This is a genomic window from Pectobacterium actinidiae (assembly GCF_000803315.1).
Classification (GTDB): Bacteria; Pseudomonadota; Gammaproteobacteria; order Enterobacterales; family Enterobacteriaceae; genus Pectobacterium; species Pectobacterium actinidiae.
The window spans coordinates 123,904-142,791 of record NZ_JRMH01000001.1 but is presented as its reverse complement, the minus strand read 5'-3'; the positions used below and the strand labels follow the sequence as shown (position 1 = coordinate 142,791).

At 52.2% G+C, this 18,888-nt stretch carries 16 protein-coding genes; 11 read left to right on the top strand and 5 right to left on the bottom strand.

Features of this window, described 5'->3' with window-relative positions; translation table 11 throughout:
* Positions 1–56: 56 nt before the first annotated feature.
* Complete coding sequence (locus KKH3_RS00645) at positions 57–608, bottom strand: bactofilin family protein (RefSeq protein ID WP_039354770.1); 552 nt, start codon at positions 606–608, stop codon at positions 57–59.
* Between the two features lie 471 nt (positions 609–1,079).
* Between KKH3_RS00645 and KKH3_RS00640 the strand changes: the two genes are divergently transcribed.
* The 5 genes from KKH3_RS00640 (at position 1,080) to KKH3_RS00620 (ending at position 7,638) form a co-directional block, all read left to right on the top strand.
* Positions 1,080–2,003, top strand: coding sequence for a fructokinase (locus tag KKH3_RS00640; protein ID WP_039354767.1), 924 nt, complete (start codon positions 1,080–1,082; stop codon positions 2,001–2,003).
* A 199-nt stretch (positions 2,004–2,202) separates the two neighbouring features.
* A complete protein-coding gene (locus KKH3_RS00635) occupies positions 2,203–3,738 on the top strand; it encodes a carbohydrate porin (RefSeq protein ID WP_039354765.1) in 1,536 nt (511 codons plus the stop codon).
* 70 nt (positions 3,739–3,808) lie between these two features.
* A complete protein-coding gene (locus tag KKH3_RS00630; RefSeq protein WP_039354761.1) occupies positions 3,809–5,179 on the top strand; it encodes a sucrose-specific PTS transporter subunit IIBC in 1,371 nt (456 codons plus the stop codon).
* Positions 5,179–6,588: a glycoside hydrolase family 32 protein gene (locus tag KKH3_RS00625; RefSeq protein ID WP_039354758.1), complete on the top strand. Its 1,410-nt coding sequence runs from the start codon at positions 5,179–5,181 to the stop codon at positions 6,586–6,588. Before KKH3_RS00630 ends, KKH3_RS00625 begins: the two co-directional genes overlap by 1 nt.
* Positions 6,589–6,618: 30 nt before the next feature.
* Positions 6,619–7,638, top strand: coding sequence for a LacI family DNA-binding transcriptional regulator (locus KKH3_RS00620; RefSeq protein WP_039354755.1), 1,020 nt, complete (start codon positions 6,619–6,621; stop codon positions 7,636–7,638).
* 145 nt (positions 7,639–7,783) lie between these two features.
* Here KKH3_RS00620 and exbD read toward each other — a convergent pair whose 3' ends face one another.
* Positions 7,784–8,209 (bottom strand): TonB system transport protein ExbD, encoded by a 426-nt coding sequence (gene exbD, locus KKH3_RS00615; protein WP_039354753.1) that lies wholly within the window; start codon positions 8,207–8,209, stop codon positions 7,784–7,786.
* Between the two features lie 3 nt (positions 8,210–8,212).
* The gene (gene exbB, locus KKH3_RS00610) at positions 8,213–9,220 is read right to left on the bottom strand and encodes a tol-pal system-associated acyl-CoA thioesterase (protein WP_076995001.1); all 1,008 of its coding nucleotides are present in this window, start codon (positions 9,218–9,220) and stop codon (positions 8,213–8,215) included.
* Between the two features lie 673 nt (positions 9,221–9,893).
* Between exbB and KKH3_RS00605 the strand changes: the two genes are divergently transcribed.
* The 3 genes from KKH3_RS00605 (at position 9,894) to KKH3_RS00595 (ending at position 12,883) form a co-directional block, all read left to right on the top strand.
* Entirely contained in the window at positions 9,894–10,871 is a 978-nt protein-coding gene (locus KKH3_RS00605; protein ID WP_039354750.1) for a TRAP transporter substrate-binding protein, read from the top strand.
* Between the two features lie 197 nt (positions 10,872–11,068).
* Complete coding sequence (locus KKH3_RS00600; RefSeq protein WP_039354747.1) at positions 11,069–11,575, top strand: TRAP transporter small permease; 507 nt, start codon at positions 11,069–11,071, stop codon at positions 11,573–11,575.
* 15 nt (positions 11,576–11,590) lie between these two features.
* A complete protein-coding gene (locus KKH3_RS00595) occupies positions 11,591–12,883 on the top strand; it encodes a TRAP transporter large permease (RefSeq protein ID WP_039354744.1) in 1,293 nt (430 codons plus the stop codon).
* A 137-nt stretch (positions 12,884–13,020) separates the two neighbouring features.
* Here KKH3_RS00595 and KKH3_RS00590 read toward each other — a convergent pair whose 3' ends face one another.
* A complete protein-coding gene (locus KKH3_RS00590) occupies positions 13,021–13,629 on the bottom strand; it encodes a TetR/AcrR family transcriptional regulator (protein WP_039354742.1) in 609 nt (202 codons plus the stop codon).
* A gap of 257 nt (positions 13,630–13,886) precedes the next feature.
* Here KKH3_RS00590 and KKH3_RS00585 point away from each other — a divergent pair, with 257 nt between their 5' ends.
* The 3 genes from KKH3_RS00585 (at position 13,887) to KKH3_RS00575 (ending at position 17,859) form a co-directional block, all read left to right on the top strand.
* Positions 13,887–15,338 carry a carotenoid oxygenase family protein gene (locus KKH3_RS00585; RefSeq protein WP_039354738.1) on the top strand — a complete coding sequence of 484 codons (1,452 nt, stop codon included), beginning with the start codon at positions 13,887–13,889 and terminating at the stop codon, positions 15,336–15,338.
* 336 nt (positions 15,339–15,674) lie between these two features.
* Complete coding sequence (gene metC / locus KKH3_RS00580) at positions 15,675–16,865, top strand: cystathionine beta-lyase (RefSeq protein WP_039354737.1); 1,191 nt, start codon at positions 15,675–15,677, stop codon at positions 16,863–16,865.
* A gap of 334 nt (positions 16,866–17,199) precedes the next feature.
* On the top strand, positions 17,200–17,859 hold the full coding sequence (locus tag KKH3_RS00575) for a DedA family protein (RefSeq protein ID WP_039354736.1): 660 nt from the start codon (positions 17,200–17,202) through the stop codon (positions 17,857–17,859).
* 29 nt (positions 17,860–17,888) lie between these two features.
* On the opposite strand, the gene KKH3_RS00570 is transcribed toward KKH3_RS00575, so the two are convergent.
* On the bottom strand, positions 17,889–18,848 hold the full coding sequence (locus KKH3_RS00570; protein WP_052201267.1) for an AraC family transcriptional regulator: 960 nt from the start codon (positions 18,846–18,848) through the stop codon (positions 17,889–17,891).
* Positions 18,849–18,888 lie beyond the last annotated feature (40 nt).

Below are 18,888 nucleotides of genomic sequence, written 5' to 3'. Positions count from 1 at the left end.
TGCCCCCGCTGACGCGGGGAACACTAAGCTTACATCCAGAGATGTAAGGGAGAACATCACGCCGTCGGCAAATTGCTCGTCAACGCGACGACGTTCTCTTGCTCTGCGGGGACTTTACCGGGTTTCTCTTTTTTCTTTTCCACGTAGGTCAGTTTTTCCTGACTCTGCGTTGGCGGGGTCAGCGGGTGGGATTGGCCGGTGAAGACGCCGCCTTTTTCGATAGAGAGCTCATCGGCGAAAATATCGCCGAATACTTTTCCCTGCGCCAGAATGGCTACGGCGCTGGCTGCGATGCGCCCTTCAACACGACCGTTGATGACGATCTGCTGCGATTTCATTTCGCCGTTGACCTGACCGGTGTGTTCCACCTTAATCGTGTTATCACACTGCACATCACCTTCCATCCGGCCTTCCACGGTAATGTTGCCATCCACAGCCAGAGAGCCAGTCATACGTGCCCCCTGAGAAATGAAGGTGTCTTTTTTCACGCGCACAGGGTTCACTGAATTAATCAACTCGCTCGATGGGCTGATAGCGGGAGAGCTGTTTATTTCACTGCTCTCTTGCGGTTCTTTTGCGTCTTTTTTGTTTTTATCGAATGAAAACATCGTGTTATTCCTTTTAACAGTATAGAAAAATGCGATCGTGGCACTTGTGGCGAGTACGACAGCCACTCCCTGACCGTAATATCGAAGGGGAAATTCGCTATAAATATCAATAAGCCAGACGAGAACCAATAAAGCCCATATCGCCCATATTCCCCAAAGCAGGTTGTAATTACGCACCGGGATAAACCCGGAAAGAGGTGGGGTAATGCATATCCTTCTCCATTCGTCCTTTTTTGCGGCTGGATTGCAGGCTTAATTTCGCCACGCCCCATAACTATCGGATGGTAAGCCCTTTTATTTAGTCCTATGAGCGTGGCAACGCGATGACTATCGCATAAATTTTCGCCAACACGATGTGGGAATGTGCGTTTTATTGATGTGGATGCATCTCTGTGGTGAAGAGTATTGCTTAGCTAAACCGATTCTTCTATTTTAGCAAACAGTCTAATTATCATTCATAAGAGTAACGTTATGGCAAACAGAATTTGGGTCATGGGCGACGCGGTTGTCGATCTCATTCCGGAAGATACGGAACGCTATCTGAAATGCCCTGGCGGCGCGCCAGCCAATGTTGCGGTTGGCATTGCCAGACTGGGAGGAAACAGCGCCTTTGTGGGGCGCGTCGGCGACGATGTTTTTGGCCATTTTCTAAAAACGGTGCTGGAACAGGAAATCGTCGATACCCACTACATGGCACACGACAGGCTCCACCGAACCTCAACGGTGGTCGTGAGCCTCGATGAAACAGGGGAACGCACCTTCACGTTCATGGTGCGCCCGAGTGCCGATCTATTTTTACAACCGGAAGACCTGCCGGTGTTCAACCAGAGAGAATGGCTGCACCTCTGCTCGATCGCACTCTCGCAAGAGCCCTCGCGCAGTACCGCATTTGACGCGATGCGAAAGGTGAAAGCTGCGCAGGGACGGGTCAGCTTCGACCCGAATATCCGTGACGACCTCTGGCAAAGCGAGGAGGAACTGCGCGACTGTCTGACACAAGCGCTGATGCTGGCCGACGTAGTGAAGCTATCGCGTGAAGAACTGGCTTTTCTCTGTTCAACACCGGATGTTGAAGCGGGGATTCAGCAGTTTATGCAGCGCTATCCCACCCAACTCTTGCTGGTAACACTGGGTAGCGAAGGCGTCTGGCTGCACGACCGCCACCAGCTACGACACTTTGCCGCGCCGTTGGTGACGCCCGTCGATACTACCGGTGCAGGCGATGCTTTCGTCGCTGGCTTGCTGCACGGTCTGGCACAGTATGACGACCTGTCACAGCCGCTTAGTTGGGACCCAATTATCGCGCAGGCACAGCGGTGCGGTGCGCTGGCCACCACGGCAAAAGGCGCGATGACCGCACTCCCCTATGCACAGCAGTTGCACGCCCTCCCGTAAACCAGCACTAAAGCCCTCCGCTTAATACGGTTATCGCCCGGTTTTGTAGTCAGGATCACAGTTACAGAATCGGGCGAGTGAAATTTCTTGCTAACCCTTCTGCTGGCTTTTATTTTCCTCATGAAAAACCGGTTTAGCAATTTAGCTAAACATGAGAAATCAAAAAACAATAAATCTCCTTCACGACGAGAACGAAAAAATGAAACCAAGCCACCTTGCTGTGACGATAGGATTATTACTCTCCTCCCCGTTTTATGTTTCCGCTGCCAACACCGACAGTATCGAAGCACGCCTGAACGCTATGGAACAGCGTTTGCAACAGGCTGAAGCCCGTGCTCAGGCCGCCGAGGCCAGAGCCGACGCCGCTGAAAAACAAACCCAGCAGCTCGCCACCCGCACTACGCAAACTGAACAGAAAACTCAGCAGGTGGAACAGCGCACGACGGCGCTGGCCAAGCAGAAATCGTTCGCCGATGGATTTGAATTCCACGGCTACGCGCGTTCTGGCCTGTCGATCAATGATTCTGCCACCAGTTCCAAAACCGATATCGGGCCGGGCATGTCCCCTGCCGGTCAGACTGGCGGACATATTGGTCGTTTAGGCAATGAAGACGACACCTACGTCGAAATCAAACTGGAGCACAAACAAAAACTGGATAACGGTGCCACCACCCGCTTCAAGGTGATGATGGCGGACGGCCAGCGCAGCTATAACGACTGGACGGCGACCACCAGCGACCTGAATATCCGTGAAGCGTTCGTCGAGCTAGGCTCACTGCCAACCTTCACGGGTGCCTTTAAGGACACCACGCTGTGGGCGGGTAAACGCTTCGATCGCGATAACTTCGATATTCACTGGCTGGATAGCGACGTGGTCTTCCTCGCGGGTACCGGCGGCGGGATCTATGACGTGAAATGGGCGGATAGCGCCAAGAGTAACTTCTCGCTGTATGGCCGCAGCCTCGGTGAAATTACCTCGCTGGATAACGACATCAAAAACTACGTCTTTACCGCCAACAACTACGCCGGGCCATTCCAGTTTATGCTGAGCGGATTAACCGCTAAAAATAACGACGTCAAAGAAAATACCGGTACAAGCCGCGATAACCTCACCGTCACCAATACCAATGCGGGCGACAAAGGCTATCACGCGATGGTGGCTTACCACGGCGACAGCTTCTACGGCTTGCGCGACGGGACATCAAAAACGGCGATCCTCTATGGTCATGGGCTGGGCGGCGAAGTGAAAAACATCGGCGCCGATGGCAACCTGACCAATGATGCCAACACCTGGCGCTTTGCGACCTACGGTACAACAGCACTGAACAAAACCTGGAGTTTCGCCCCGTCCATTCTGGCTCAGACCAGTAAAGACCGTTACGTCAACGGCGATAGCTACGAATGGGTGACATTTAATGCGCGCCTGATTCAGGAAATCACCGAAAACTTTGCACTGGCCTATGAAGGCAGCTATCAATACATGGATCTCGATCCGCGCGGCTATCGAAGCCTGAATCAGGTTAGCGGCGGCTTCTACAAGCTGACCTTCGCACCGACATTCAAGGTTGGCGATATCGGCAACTTCTTTAGCCGCCCTGAACTGCGCGTATTTGCCAGCTATATGGACTGGGATAAACGACTGGATAACTACTCCAGTGAAGATACGTTTGGCTCCACCGGCTTTAAAGCAGGCGGCGAATGGAATTTCGGTATCCAGATGGAAACCTGGTTCTAATAATGGCCTGACCTTGGCGTCGATTACACGTTAATCGACGCCAAAGAAAGTGCATAGCGAGAGGAATAACATGGATATCAACACAACCGCCGCCGCGCTCATCCCCCTTCTCGGCGGAAAAGAGAATATCGCCAGTGCAGCCCACTGCGCGACTCGCCTGCGTCTGGTGCTGAATGACGACAGTCTGGCAGACAAAAAAGCGATCGAGAACGTCGACGGCGTTAAAGGCTGCTTCCAAAACGCCGGGCAAATGCAGATCATTTTCGGCACCGGGCTGGTTAACAAAGTGTATGCCGAGTTCATCAAAGCGGCAGGCATCAGTGAATCAAGTAAATCTGAAGCCGCTTCCATCGCGGCGAAAAAGCTGAACCCGCTGCAACGACTGGCGCGCCTGCTCTCGAATATCTTCGTCCCCATCATGCCAGCGATTATCGCTTCCGGTCTGCTGATGGGGCTTCTCGGCATGATCAAGACCTACGGCTGGGTCGATTCCAGCAGCGCGATCTTCGTAATGCTGGATATGTTCAGCTCCGCTGCATTTATTATCCTGCCTGTTCTGATCGGTTTCACCGCTGCGCGGGAATTCGGCGGTAACCCTTATCTGGGTGCGACGCTGGGCGGCATTCTGACTCACCCAGCGCTGACCAACGCCTGGGGCGTCGCCGGGGGCTTCCAGACCATGCATTTCTTCGGCATGGACATCGCCATGATCGGCTATCAAGGCACCGTGTTTCCGGTCCTGCTCGCCGTCTGGTTCATGAGCATCGTGGAAAAGCGCCTGCGTAAAGTCGTACCGGACGCGCTGGACATCATCGTCACGCCGTTCCTGACGGTCATCATTTCCGGGTTTGTCGCCATGCTGCTCATCGGGCCTGCCGGGCGGGCACTGGGCGATGGCATTTCTTTGGTTCTCAGCACCTTGATTGCTCACGCTGGCTGGCTGGCCGGTTTACTGTTCGGTGGCCTCTATTCCGTCATCGTGATCACGGGTGTCCACCACAGCTTCCATGCGATTGAAGCCGGACTGCTTGGCAACCCGAATATCGGCGTTAACTTCCTGCTGCCCATTTGGGCGATGGCGAACGTGGCACAGGGCGGCGCGTGTCTGGCGGTGTACTTCAAAACGCGTGATGCCAAAACCCGGGCGATTGCCGTTCCTGCCGGGCTTTCTTGCCTACTGGGCATCACAGAAGCCGCGATATTTGGTATCAACCTGCGCTTCATTAAACCATTTCTGGCGGCACTGGCAGGCGGTGCGCTCGGTGGCGCGTGGGTCGTATTCAATCACGTCAATATGACGGCCGTCGGGCTGACCGGTTTTCCGGGGCTGGCTATTGTGCAAGGGGGATCGATGCTTAACTACCTGATTGGGATGTTAATTGCGTTCGGTGCCGCCTTTATCATTTCCTTACTGCTGAAATATAAAACGGATAGCGAATAATGAAGGAAGTCCACTTACTAAAGCGCATGGCGCACGCCCTGATGTCAGGTTACTCACGGAAACAGGAAGATCCGTATCGCCCGGAATGGCATTTGTCCCCGTGCGTAGGTCTTCTGAACGATCCGAACGGATTTATTCATCATAACGGGCGTTACCATCTGTTTTATCAGTGGAATCCTTTGTCCTGTGCCCACGGAGCGAAATTCTGGGGGCACTGGAGTTCCGCCGATCTGGTGAACTGGGCGCATGAACCCGTCGCGTTGGTGCCAAGCGAGACTTATGAAAGTCACGGCTGTTACTCCGGTTCCGCCGTGGTGGATCAGGGTGCGATCATGCTGATGTACACGGGTAATGTGAAATACGATGATGGCTCACGCACCGCGTTTCAGTGTCTCGCCCGTGAGAATCCTAACGGTGAATATGACAAACTGGGAGCGGTTCTGACGCTGCCAGATGGCTACACTGGCCACGTTCGCGACCCCAAAGTATGGCGTCATGACGACTACTGGTACATGGTGCTAGGCGCACAGGATCTCGACCTACAAGGAAAAGTGCTGCTCTACCGTTCCGCCGATCTGTTGGCGTGGGAAAAGCTCGGCGAGATCGCAGGTTCCCGTCAGGGCGGACTCGGTGATTTTGGCTACATGTGGGAGTGCCCAGACTTGTTCCCATTGGATGGCAAAGACGTACTGATTTGCTGCCCACAGGGGGTTCCCGCCGAGGAGGAACGCTACCTGAACACCTTCCAGGCGGGCTATTTCATTGGCTCACTCAATTATGAAAACGGCACGTACCCTCATCAGGATTTCCACGAGCTGGATCTCGGCTTTGAGTTTTACGCACCGCAAACGACGTTGAGTGAAGACGGGCGACGCCTGTTATTCGGCTGGATGTCGATTCCTGACGACAATGAGTTTTTTGAACCCACGATCGAACATGGCTGGATCCATACCATGACCTGTCCGCGTGAACTCACGCTGCATGGCGATCGCGTTTATCAACGTCCTGCACGCGAACTGCAACAACTGCGCAGACGGCATTACACCTGGCATGGTGCTGCAGATTACGCGTCTCCGGTTCACGCTAGCAGCGCGGAAATCCTCATCACCGTGGAGGGAGAATTCCAGCTCAACTTCGCCTCCCAGTTGGTTCTCTGCTGGGACGGTGAACGCGTGACGCTGAGCCGACGTAACCGTCGCACCGGCGAGCCCGAGCATCGCTACTGGCGCGGTGACCTGAGCCAATTGCAGATCCTGTGCGATCGCTCAAGCATTGAAATTTTTATCAACGACGGCGAAGCCGTGATGTCTGCACGTTATTTCCCGGAAAGCGAGGCAACCATGACGTTTAGCGGTTCTGGGCGATTAACGCTACAGCACTGGCTGTTAGCGCCATGCGTGATAGAATAACGTCCCTTTTTTCTGATAGCAGACCTCGCGGTGAAACCGACTAAACGCATAACAATCAGTGACATCGCCGCGCTGGCCGGTGTATCAAAATCCACCGCCAGTCTGGTGCTCAACGGACGTAGCAAAGAGTTTCGCGTTTCTGATGAAACTCGCGACCGCATTTTAGCCGTCGCGCACGAACAACGTTATCAGCCCAGTATTCACGCCCGTTCGCTGCGTTCCTCACGCAGCAACACGCTGGGGCTGGTCGTGCCGGAAATGACCAACTACGGCTTTGCCGTGATTTCCCGCGAGTTGGAAATGCTGTGCCGTGAAGCGGGGCTACAGCTGCTGATTGCCTGCACCGACGAAAACGCCAGTCAGGAGATGATGGCGGTCAACAGTCTGGTGCAGCGTCAGGTCGATGGCCTGATTGTCGCTTCCAGTCTGTTAAGCGATGTCGAATATCAGAAAATTAATCAGCAATTGCCCGTCGTACAATTTGACCGGGTAATTGGTGACTCCACACTGCCGATGGTCATTTCCGAAGCAGTAGAATCCACGGCGGAAATGGTCGAGCGTATCGCCCGCCAACATCGTGATGAGTTCTATTTCCTTGGAGGCCAGCCGCGAATTTCCCCGACTCGCCACCGTCTGGAAGGCTTCCAGCTTGGACTAACGCGCGCAGGCATCGACTGCAAGCCGGAGTGGATTATTCACGGCAGCTATCACCCCAGCGCGGGTTATGAAATGTTTGCTCAGCTGTGTGCAACACTGGGTCGTCCGCCAAAAGCGCTATTTGTTGCCGCCTGTGGCCTGATGGAAGGTGTGTTGCGTTATATGAACCAGCATAACCTGATGGAAAGCGGCATTCGACTGTGCTGCTTTGACGATCACTATCTGTTTGATTGCTTACCGCTGAAGATCGATACCGTGGCGCAGGATTGTGAAAACCTCGCGCGCAGCAGCTTTGAGATGGTAACCAGCCTGATTGCACAACAGCTGCTTGAAGAAGATCAACGCTATATCCCGACGCGTATTCACTGGCGTCATCCTGACTCACGGACCTAGGCTAACACTTTGCGTTGTTCAACACGTTAATGTTGTGTCCTGAAACTCGCATTATTTCGGGTATAGACATAAACCTGTAGACGTAAAAAAAGGAACGCGGCTTGAATTTCCCCTGCATTCCTTCTTGAAATACCAACCGCAGCCGTTATTTAGCGGCAGCGGTTTCCGCACCGACCAGACCTACCTTGAGGTAGCCTGCTTTACGCAGCGAATCCATCACGCTCATGATGGTTTCATAATCGACGCTTTTATCTGCCTGAAAGAAGATAGTCGTTTCTTTATTGGCGCTGGTTTTCGCATCCAGTACCTGAGCCAGAGACTGTTCATTAATCGCCTCTTCCCCCAGGAACATTTGCTTATCCGCTTTTACCGTCAGATAGAGCGGTTTTTCCGGTCGTGGTTGCGGTGCTGCCGATGAGGCTGGCAGATCGACACGAATATCTACCGTTGCCAAGGGGGCCGCCACCATAAAGATAATCAGCAGAACCAGCATGACGTCAATGAACGGCGTGACGTTAATATCATGCATTTCACCGTCATCACTCACGTCCTCCTTCAAATGCATCGCCATGACTTAACCCACCCGCAGTTTATGCGCTGCTGAAGACGCCCGGTTATCGTTGCTCGCAGCGACATCGAGATCGCGACTTTGCAGCAGCAAGACCTGTGCAGCCACATCGCCGACCATCGCTTTGTAGCTGGCAATCGAACGTGCGAAGACGTTATAGATGACAACCGCAGGGATCGCGGCAACCAGACCAATCGCCGTCGCCAGCAGGGCTTCTGCGATCCCCGGCGCGACCACCGCCAGATTAGTCGTTTGCGTCTGTGCGATACCGATGAAGCTGTTCATGATGCCCCATACCGTACCAAACAAGCCCACGAACGGCGCAACTGCACCGACCGTTGCCAGATAGCCGTTACCACGCCCCATGTGACGTCCGGTAGCCGCCACGCGACGCTCCAGACGAAACGCGGTGCGCTCTTTAATCCCATTGTTGTCATCAGAACGTGCGGAAAGCTCCAGTTCGTTCTGCGCATCAACCAACAGTTGCTGTGCAACGCTGCCTGCTTTGAATACGTCGGCCGTTTCCAGCGCATCGTCGAGCGTTTTCGCCTGTTCCAGCGCCAGATACTCGCGGCGCAGGCGACGTTTCGCGCCAGACATCTCAACGCTTTTACTAAAGAAGATCGCCCAGGTAATCACGGAGGCCAGCAGCAAACCGATCATCACCGTTTTCACCACGGCATCCGCGTGCTGGTACATACCCCAGACGGATAAATCGGTTTTCATCAGGTTATTGGTGCCCGGTGCCGCACTGGCAGGAAGCGTAAGCGCAGAGGTCGGGGCTTGTGCATCAGTCGTCACAGGGGCGGAAGGCGACGCAGCAGGTTGAGCGGCTGGCGCTGCATTCTGTGTCGACAACGGCGTCGTTGCCGGGGCCGCAAACGCATTTCCACTTAGTCCCGCCGTACACAGCAGGATAACCAGCACGCTACGGGAAAATACGCTGAACGCGCCACGTTTTTTTTGCCAGGTTGATAACACCTGTTGAGTTGTATTACTGACAGCCGTCTTCACGCTGTGCCTCCACCGTTCATTCTGTACAATACCTGCACATACCCGCAGGTATAATGCCGCAATAACGCAGCCTGAAATGATACCAAACCCTGAACGAATTGATAGTCGTTCTCATTATTATTTACACCAGATAACACACTTTTTCTTGCGTTCTGACAGGGTTTTTAGGGGTATTACCTACACATCGACAGGAAAGGCATAAAAAAGTCATGAAAAATAGCATTCGGGAATATCCCTGGCAGGAGATAGCCGCAGGTTCTCACCTGAAACGTAGCCTTATACCGTGAGGTTTTTGTGATCGACATTAAGTTATCACACCATTTTATGGTAGGTGGAGATAAGTTTAATGAAATATACAGAAACACATGTACACAATAAGATAAATAAAAACACCATGTTACGCATATATAGATTAATAATTCAGGAATAAAATCCATATAAAACAGCATTTCATATTAGCTTTTTCTTTTGTGACACGAGTCATTCTACGAAGTTGTATAATAGGTTAGCTTACCCATAGAGAATATCGACGCGCGCCACGATAATAGCCAACACAAGGACGCCGTCCTCTCGCCAGTAAACCCACTATTCATTACTCTATTTTTCATGGGTTTATATTTTTAGATCACCATTTGATTATCGATAATGTCACCCTACCTCTGGAGATAACTCAATGAAGCTGTCGAAAGCATTGATCGGCGTTTGTCTGGGCTCTACTGCATTACTGATGAGTCAAGCAATTCAGGCACAACAAATTAAAGCCTCCGATGTTCACCCTGAAGGTTACCCTAATGTCGTTGCTGTCCAAAAAATGGGAGAGAAATTAAAAGCGGCAACGAATGGCAGGCTGGAAATTAAAACCTTTCCTGGCGGCGTATTAGGTGATGAGAAACAAATGATTGAGCAGGCACAGCTCGGTGCAATTGATATTATCCGTGTATCAATGACGCCTGTTGCCGCTATTTTACCAGAAATAGAAGTCTTCACCCTGCCCTATATTTTCCGTGATGAAGATCATCTTCACAAAGTGCTGGATGGAAAAATTGGTCAGGAAATTGGTGACAAAATTACCCATAGCAGTAAATCAAAATTGATTTTTCTGGGCTGGATGGATGCAGGAACGCGTAATTTAATTACCAAACAGCCTGTTGCAAAACCTGAAGACCTCAAAGGCATGAAAATTCGCGTTCAAACCAGTCAGGTTGCTCTCGCAACGTTGAAAGCTATGGGCGCTAACGCCATCGCCATGGGCACCAGCGAAGTCTTCAGCGGCATGCAAACCGGCGTGATTGACGGCACAGAAAATAATCCGCCGACCTATGTTGCGCATAACTACATGCCTGTTGCCAAGAATTTCACCTGGAGCCGTCACTTCATTATTCCTGAGCTGTTCCTGTATTCCAAAACCAAATGGGACAAACTTTCTAAAGAGGATCAGGATCTTATCCTGAAACTGGCGAAGGAAGCACAGCAAGAACAGCGCGTACTGTGGAATGAATATACTCAGCAATCTCTGGATAAAATGAAGGCCGGTGGCGTTCAGTTCCATGATATTGATACCGAGTACTATTTCAAAGCTACGCAGCCTGTACGCGATCAATTTGGTGCCAAATATCAGGAGTTGATTAAAGCCGTCGCCGACGTCCAATAATCGAGACCGTATTCCAGCGGATAAATAGCAGACGATTGACGAACCGGCTTACGAAATGAAAACGGTAATAATGGAAGACTTATCCATTATCACCGTTCGACGGACTTGTCAGCGACGTCATAAATAGCGCTCTATTTATCCGCCCTTGATATCAACAATCCCCCTTCGCTTATTGTTTAGCGAATATAGGCGGCACAATGGCACAATCTTATCTATCAAGTATGGATGTACTCTATCGTCTTGCCATGTGGGTTTCTGGTCTGGCGTTATTAATTATGACGCTAATAATTCCTATTGGCATATTCGCACGCTATGTTTTAAATGCGGCATTATCCTGGCCAGAACCCATTTCAATTATTTGTATGGTGACGTTTACTTTCGTCGGTGCAGCAGTCAGTTACCGTTCTAACTCACATATTGCCGTCAGTATGTTGACCGACAGATTGCCAGAATCCGGTAAGAAGATTTGCGTTCATCTGTCGAATATCCTGATGCTTTTAATTAGCCTGTTTATTCTCTATTACAGCGCCGTGCTCTGCATAGAATTATGGGAACAGCCCGTTGCGGAATTTCCATTATTAACCGCAGGTGAAAGTTATTTACCCCTGCCTATCGGTTCGTTCATCACCGTACTCTTTATCATCGAAAAAATGTTTTTCGGCCCGCAGGATAAGCGCCCTGTGGTAATGCTTGGCAGTTCTTAATTCGGAGCCAATACCATGGATGCATTTATTCTTATTGCTGCGCTAGCCGTGCTGTTGGCGGTCGGCGTTCCCGTCGCTTACGCGGTAGGGTTGAGCGCGATTGTTGGTGCTTTCTGGATCGAGCTGCCGCTTGAGGCGGTCATGATCCAGATTACCAACGGCGTGAACAAATTTTCGCTGCTGGCCATCCCCTTCTTCATTCTGGCGGGTGCCATTATGGCAGAAGGCGGCATCGCCCGTCGGCTGGTCAGCTTCGCTTACATCTTTGTCGGCTTTATTCGCGGCGGCTTGTCGCTGGTTAACATCGTCGCCTCGACGTTTTTCGGCGCGATATCCGGCTCCTCCGTGGCAGATACGGCTTCTATCGGTTCAGTGATGATCCCGGAAATGGAGAAGAAGGGTTACCCGCGTGATTTCTCTGCCGCCGTCACCGCCAGCGGCTCCGTGCAGGCGATTCTGACGCCACCGAGCCATAACTCCGTGATCTACTCACTGGCAACCGGCGGCACGGTTTCGATTGCCTCGCTGTTTATCGCAGGGATCCTGCCCGGTCTGCTGCTCAGCCTGACTCTGATGGTGATGTGCGTCGGTTTCGCCCATCGGCGGGGCTATCCCAAAGGCGAACGCGTACCGTTCCGTCAGGCGCTGAAAATCTTTGTCGATACTCTGTGGGGATTGATGACGGTAGTCATCATCATGGGCGGGATTCTGTCTGGTATTTTTACCGCGACCGAGTCTGCGGCCATCGCCTGCCTGTGGTCCTTCTTCGTGACCATGTTTATCTATAAAGATTATAAGTGGTCAGAACTGCCCAAGCTGATGTACCGCACGGTAAAAACCGTCACGATCGTGATGATCCTGATCGGCTTCGCTGCCGCGTTCGGTGCCATCATGACCTACATGCAGCTACCGAGCCGCATTACCGAGTTTTTCACCTCTATTTCGGATAACAAGTACGTCATTCTGATGTGGATTAACATCATGCTGCTGTTGGTCGGTACGCTGATGGACATGGCACCGCTGATCTTGATCCTGACGCCCGTTCTGCTGCCTGTCGCCCACTCGCTCGGCATCGATCCGGTGCATTTCGGTATGATCATGCTGGTGAACCTCGGGATCGGCCTGATTACCCCGCCGGTAGGGTCGGTACTCTTCGTCGCCAGTGCGGTGAGTAAGCAGAAGATAGAACAGGTCGTTAAAGCGATGCTGCCCTTCTACTGCGGACTTTTCTTTGTGCTGATGCTGGTCACCTATATTCCGGCTATCTCGCTCTGGTTGCCCAAATTCTTTGGTGTTCATACGGGTTAACGCTCAGTGATGCTCATTAATCCGTAAATATAGATTTGCGATCAATGCGTTGTGTAACCCCCTCGTCTGTTAGACGGGGGAAACGACAGGCAATAAACACCATAGGATTCCGGCAATCCTATGGTGCCTCCCGTGTTCTATTCCTTACCATACAGCTGAATAAATGCTTCCACGCCAGATAGAGCAGCGGCTTCCAGCACGTCAGGTTCAACCTCAACCGGTTCGAGACCCCACAATATCCTTTCCAGCATTTCCGCCTCACACAGCGCTTTAAAATGCAGGGAGACCTTACGTACTTCAGCCTGACGTATCCATCCTTTTTCCATCAGTTGGCTCATGACTTCTTCGATACTGGAAAGTGTTCTCTTTGGGCCCAGCGTATAGAACAGGCGCGATAATTCAGGGAAACGCCCGGCTTCGCCGATCGTCAGACGGTTTAACGCCACAATATCGGGTTTCGTCACCAGTTCCAGATAGGATCGTCCCAGATGGTGCAGCGTTTCGTCGCGCGTCTGACCATTCGTTGACGAATCCAGCAGTCGCTCCACCATTCCCTTGCCCGCTTCGAGAAGATAGGCTTCAAACAGCGCTTCCTTGGAGGAAAAGTAGTTATACAGCGTCACTTTAGAGCTGGTCGCCTCCGCCGCAATAGACTCCATCGTCACCGCAGCAAACCCATGATCCATAAATAACTTTCCTGCCGCCATCACGAATTGCAAACGCCTAGCTTCTGTTTTTTTACGCATGTCTCTACTCTTCCGCACTTTTTGTGAACGATATAGTACAGGAAATATTGATCTTTGATCCAGACCATGATTAATTGTACGGAATCGTTCAGTTATTGAAAGGTACCACCTTTCGGAACAGCGACTCATCGCATCGCTTTTCTACAGACTGCACGATGAAAGGTATTACACGCTGTATCGCCCGCACCAAACTCAACGATTCTGGCGCTGGCGAGGTACTAATTCTTAGACAAACCATAATAATGGAGAGCACCTGTATGAGCCTGCAATTCCCAAACATTCCCGAATTCACCGGACTTTATCAACCGAGTCGTGTTGAAGTCAGCGTCGTCGATCTCGAAGTCGAAGGGACGCTTCCGGAAGCGATCAAAGGCACCTTTTATCAGGTTGCTCCCGATCCTCACTACCCGCCGATGCTGGGCAAAGATATTTTCTTCAACGGCGACGGTATCGTCAGTGCTTTCCGCTTTGAGAACGGCAGAGTCAGCCTACAACGGCGCTATGTTGAAACCGAACGCCTAAAAGCACAGCGACGTGAGCATCGCTCCTTAAACGGTACTTACCGCAACGTCTATACCAACGACCCGCTGGCAGCCGACAACAACACCACCGCCAACACGACGGTGATCGAACATAATGGCGTTCTGCTGGCAATGAAGGAAGATGCCTTACCGTGGGCAATGGATCTGGATACGCTGGAAACGCTGGGTGAATGGGATTTTCACGGGCAAATCACGTCGGCAACCTTCACTGCCCACCCGAAAGTGGATCCGGATACAGGCGCTCTGCTTTGCTTCGCCTATGAAGCAAAAGGCGAAGCAACGCCTGATATTGCCTATTTTGAAATCAGTGCCGAAGGCAAACTGGTACGAGAGATCTGGTTTCAGGCTCCCTATGCCGCCATGATCCACGACTTTGCCGTCACGCAAAATTACGTCGTTTTCCCCATCATTCCGCTGACTGCCGATCTTGATCGTATGAAAAGCGGCGGCCAACACTTCCAATGGCAGCCAGACCTGCCACAACTGTTCGGTATCGTGCCGCGGGACGGTTCCGCCGATGATGTACGCTGGTTTTACGGCCCGGCAAACGGCTTCCAGGGGCATACGCTTAACGCTTATGAAGAAGGCAGCAAAATTTTCGTCGATATGCCCGTGACCAACGGTAACGTCTTTTACTTTTTCCCAGAGGAAGGCGGCTACGTCCCGCCGCCAGAAGCGCTGAAAGCGGCGCTGATGCGCTGGACTTTTGATCTGAACGCAGACGATACGACTGTCACTCCGCAATTGCTGACCCGTACACCTTTCCCATGCGAATTCCCACGATGCGATGAGCGCTACAGCGGCAAACCTTATCATTACGGTTTCACGCTGGCTTACGATCCGCAGCTGCCTTTTGATACCGCGACGCTCGGTGCTCCACCATTCCAGTTTTTCAACCAGTTGGCCCGCATCAATGTAGTCACGGGGGAAAGTGAAATGTGGTATCCGGGCGATGCACAATGTTTTCAGGAACCGATCTTCATTCCGCGCCATGCACAGGCGGCGGAAGGCGACGGATGGGTCGTCTGCGTCATGAACGACCTGAGAAAACGCACATCGGATTTGATCATCCTCGATACCGCTCAATGGACTCAAGGGCCGGTCGCAAGAGTAAAAGTCCCTTTCCGTCTACGGATGTCCCTGCACGGCAACTGGTCAGGAAAATAAACCGAAAACGTGTAATGGAGTAATCTGCCCCGGAAGCCCGGTTTAATCACGGTGCTTGCGGGGCATTCGCGATATTTACCGCGCATAAAAGCAACTCACCTCTCCAACCTTCTGAACGACTATCCATCAAGCTTTCCCTGCTTAATTCCAAAAGAGAAATATTTTCAACAATAGCAAAACCCGCCCACACTCCGCCCAACCCGTGATAACGTAGACCTCATAAATCGAACGCTTATAAATCCAATCATGCCCCCGCGATTCCCCACGGTTCGCCGTCGGTAATCATCGGCGTAGTGAGTCATCCGGCAGGACTGAACAGAAAAGGTGATAGTGGTTATGACAAGCAAAAAAACGGCAACAGCATTAGTCGCCGCAGGACGCAGCAAGAAATTCACCCACGGCTCCGTCAACCCTGTTATTCAGCGCGCGTCTTCTTTGGTATTCGATACCGTACAGGACAAAAAACACGCCACGATTAACCGTGCCAAGGGAGCGCTGTTCTATGGCCGCCGTGGCACGTTGACCCATTTCTCGTTTCAGGAAGCGATGGTCGAACTGGAAGGCGGCGCAGGCTGTGTGTTGTATCCATGCGGTGCAGCGGCTATCTCTAACGCGATTCTCTCTTTCGTCGCGGCGGGTGACCATGTGTTAGTGACCGGTTCAGCCTATGAACCCACACAGGGTTTCTGTAATAATGTCCTCAGTAAGCTGAACGTCAGCACTACCTATTTCGATCCACTCATCGGTGCCGGTATTGCCGAATTGATCCAGCCTAATACCAAAGTCGTCTTTCTCGAATCGCCCGGCTCCATCACCATGGAAGTACACGATGTACCCGCCATCGTCCAAGCCGTGCGCCGCATCAACCCCGACATTATTGTCATGATTGATAATACCTGGGCGGCAGGTATTTTATTCAGGGCATTCGACTTTGATATTGATATCTCCATTCAGTCCGCCACCAAATATATTGTCGGGCATTCCGATGCCATGATCGGTACGGCGGTCGCTAACGAGCGCTGCCTGGCGCAACTTCGGGAACACTCTTACCTGATGGGACAAATGGTCGATGCTGACACCGCCTATGTCGCCAGCCGTGGCCTGCGTACGCTGGGCATTAGACTCAAACAGCATCAGGAAAGCAGCATTCGCATTGCAAAATGGCTGTCGGAGCAACCCGAAGTCGCGGTGGTTAACCACCCGGCCTTACCAGAGTGCAAAGGGCATGAATTCTACGTACGCGACTTTAAGGGCTGCAACGGCCTGTTCTCGTTTGTGTTGAAAGAGAAATTGAGCAAAGAGGCGCTGGCGCACTATCTGGATAACTTTGAACACTTCAGCATGGCGTACTCCTGGGGCGGCTTTGAGTCGCTGATTCTGGCGAATCAGCCGGAAGATCTGGCAGCCATCCGTCCTGCTGGCGGTGTGGATTTTACTGGCACTCTCATTCGGTTACATATTGGACTTGAAGACAGTGACGATCTGATCGACGATCTGGCCGCAGGTTTTAGCCGACTGAACGCTTAGTCTGACAAGGCGTCGGTAAGCTCACCGCAGCCAAACGACAGGAAATAAAATATAGAAAATGTGACGGCCATAAAGTCGCCACATCTTGATTTCCCCTGCGGCGCGGTGGGTAATGCGTTATGATAATCATGAGTCAACGCTTACCAAAAAACCGCGTTACCTTAACCAAAATTAAGCATTAAGCCCTGTCGCATTCTCATCACGCGGCAAGGCGTTTTTGCCCATACTGATTTTAGGGCTTGATATACACTTGATAGGCAGTAGATTTCAGGTAACACAGCGTTCCACGCCGCAGCCTGAGAGATAGTGAATATCGTCACTGGTGGGAAGTAATATGAGTGTGGTTCACGACATTATTCAGGCGCTCTGGCAGCAGGATTTTAGTGCACTGGCCGATCCCCACGTCATTTGGGTGGTGTACGGCATTCTGTTCACGACGCTATTTTTGGAAAACGGCCTGCTCCCTGCCTCTTTTTTGCCCGGCGATAGCCTGTTGCTGCTCACCGGTGCCATGATTGCCAAAGGCGTGATGAGCTTTTTCCCTACGATGATTCTGCTCACCGTCGCCGCCAGCCTCGGCTGTTGGCTCAGCTACCTGCAAGGGCGCTGGCTGAGTGATACGCGTTTGGTGAAAGGCTGGCTGTTACAGCTTCCCGCCCATTACCACCAGCGCGCCCATCACCTGTTCCACCGCCACGGCCTGATGGCGTTGCTGGTTGGCCGCTTTTTAGCGTTTATCCGCACGCTGCTGCCAACGATGGCGGGGATTTCGGGATTAAATAATACGCGCTTTCAGATTTTCAACTGGCTCAGCGGGCTGCTGTGGGTCGGGGGGATTGTCACGCTCGGCTACGCACTCAGCCACATTCCGCTGGTCAAACGCTATGAAGATCAGGTCATGACCGCGCTGATCCTGCTCCCGATTATCTTGCTGGTTAGCGGCCTGATCGGCATGGCTGTCGTGGTGTGGCGCAAAAAACGTGCGGTCGCCTAATCGGGCAACGGCACGTTTTCTTAACGTCTTCAGCTTTCCTCAGCCAGCATGTTACTGGCCTTTACTCTCGTGACTTCATCACTCGGCGTCGCACCGAAATAGCGCTTAAATTCCCGACTAAACTGCGACACGCTCTCATACCCAACGCGAGCGGCCGCGACGCCCGCTCTCAAACCATCGTTGATCATCATTACGCGTGCTTTGTGCAAACGGTAGGATTTCAGGTACTGCAACGGCGATGTGTTGGTAACGGCCTTAAAGTTATGGTGAAACGCCGAGACGCTCATGTTCACTTCAGCCGCCAGCTGTTCCACATTCAGGCTATCGGCGTAGTGGTTTTCAATACGTCGTAAAGACTTGGCTATCTGGCTGAAGTGCGTGTGTCGATTCACCAACGCCTGTAACGCCGCACCGCGCTCGCCACAGAGCATATGATAGATAATCTCGCGCACAATCGTCGGGCCCAGCACGCGGGCATCACGCGGGTTATCCATCGCATCCAGCAGCCGTTCAACGGCGCACAGAATCTCATCGGTCAGCGGCGCGCTGTTCACTCCGCATGTGCAGGAACAAGGTCGGACGGCGCTGTCGTCGTCACCAATGTCGATCAGCAAATCCTGAAGCATCTGGATATCGATACGGATCGCCATTCCCACCAGCGGGTGCTCGACGCTGGCTATCGTTTCACATTCGAACGGCAGCGGCACGGTCATCAACAGGTAGTTTTCCGGGTCATACTGGAAGGTTTTTCCGCCCAGATAGCCAATCTTTTGGCCCTGAAAAATGATGACAATCGTCGGTTCATACATCACCGGCACACGCGGATGATGCTGTTCCGTATAAAGAATTTTGACCTGCGGCACGAGCGACGGCGTAGCCCAGCTTTTGGTTGAACAGCGTATTGCTTGCTGCACGATGCGCTGCCGCACCGTCTGTTGCGGCTCTGCCTGTTTCTGAACAAGCTGCTCGCCTTGGCGTTCTGTCGACATGACTTGGCGTTCCGTCAACATGTATTGGCTCTGCGTCAAA